The organism is Vibrio sp. 10N.222.49.C9, from assembly GCF_041474985.1.
GTDB classification, from domain to species: domain Bacteria; phylum Pseudomonadota; class Gammaproteobacteria; order Enterobacterales; family Vibrionaceae; genus Vibrio; species Vibrio crassostreae_C.
Genome location: NZ_JBFRVD010000092.1, coordinates 1 through 457, shown reverse-complemented (window position 1 = coordinate 457; position 457 = coordinate 1). Strand labels below are relative to the sequence as shown.

Genomic DNA, 457 nt, shown 5'->3' with positions numbered 1-457 from the left:
GTAGCGTGATTGAGAGGACCAAGTAAAGTAAACGTATAAGCACCGTCATCAGTCAGCACTAATGTGAAGATTGGCGTCCCACCTGGGTCAGTTGCCCCTTGGTAGGTGGTCGTGTTAGTGGCACCTGTGATCTCAGTGATCTTAATACCTTCATTGCCCGACGATAGCGTCGCTTCCAGTGTTGAGATATTGCGTAGTTCGTAAGCCTCTACTTGGTCTGCACCTTTCGTGGTAACAAACGAGCCTGTCGCCTGAGCGATAAAAGAGCCTAAATCGCCTTCATCAACGACAAACGTACTCGCAACCGTCGTATCAGTGATGGTTGGCACATCATCCGTCACCATGATCTTCAAATCGATCGCATTCGATTTATCTTGGTCGAAATCTTCAGCTACAACAGAGAAGTTAAGGTTAATCGCGTTTTCACCCGCGCCATCAAGGTGCTTAAGTGGTTTAA

At 47.5% G+C, this 457-nt stretch carries 1 protein-coding gene; it reads right to left on the bottom strand.

Annotated elements, in window-relative coordinates; translation table 11 throughout:
* A partial coding sequence (locus tag AB4585_RS21790) for a hypothetical protein (protein WP_372170902.1) occupies positions 1–457 on the bottom strand: 457 nt, incomplete at both ends.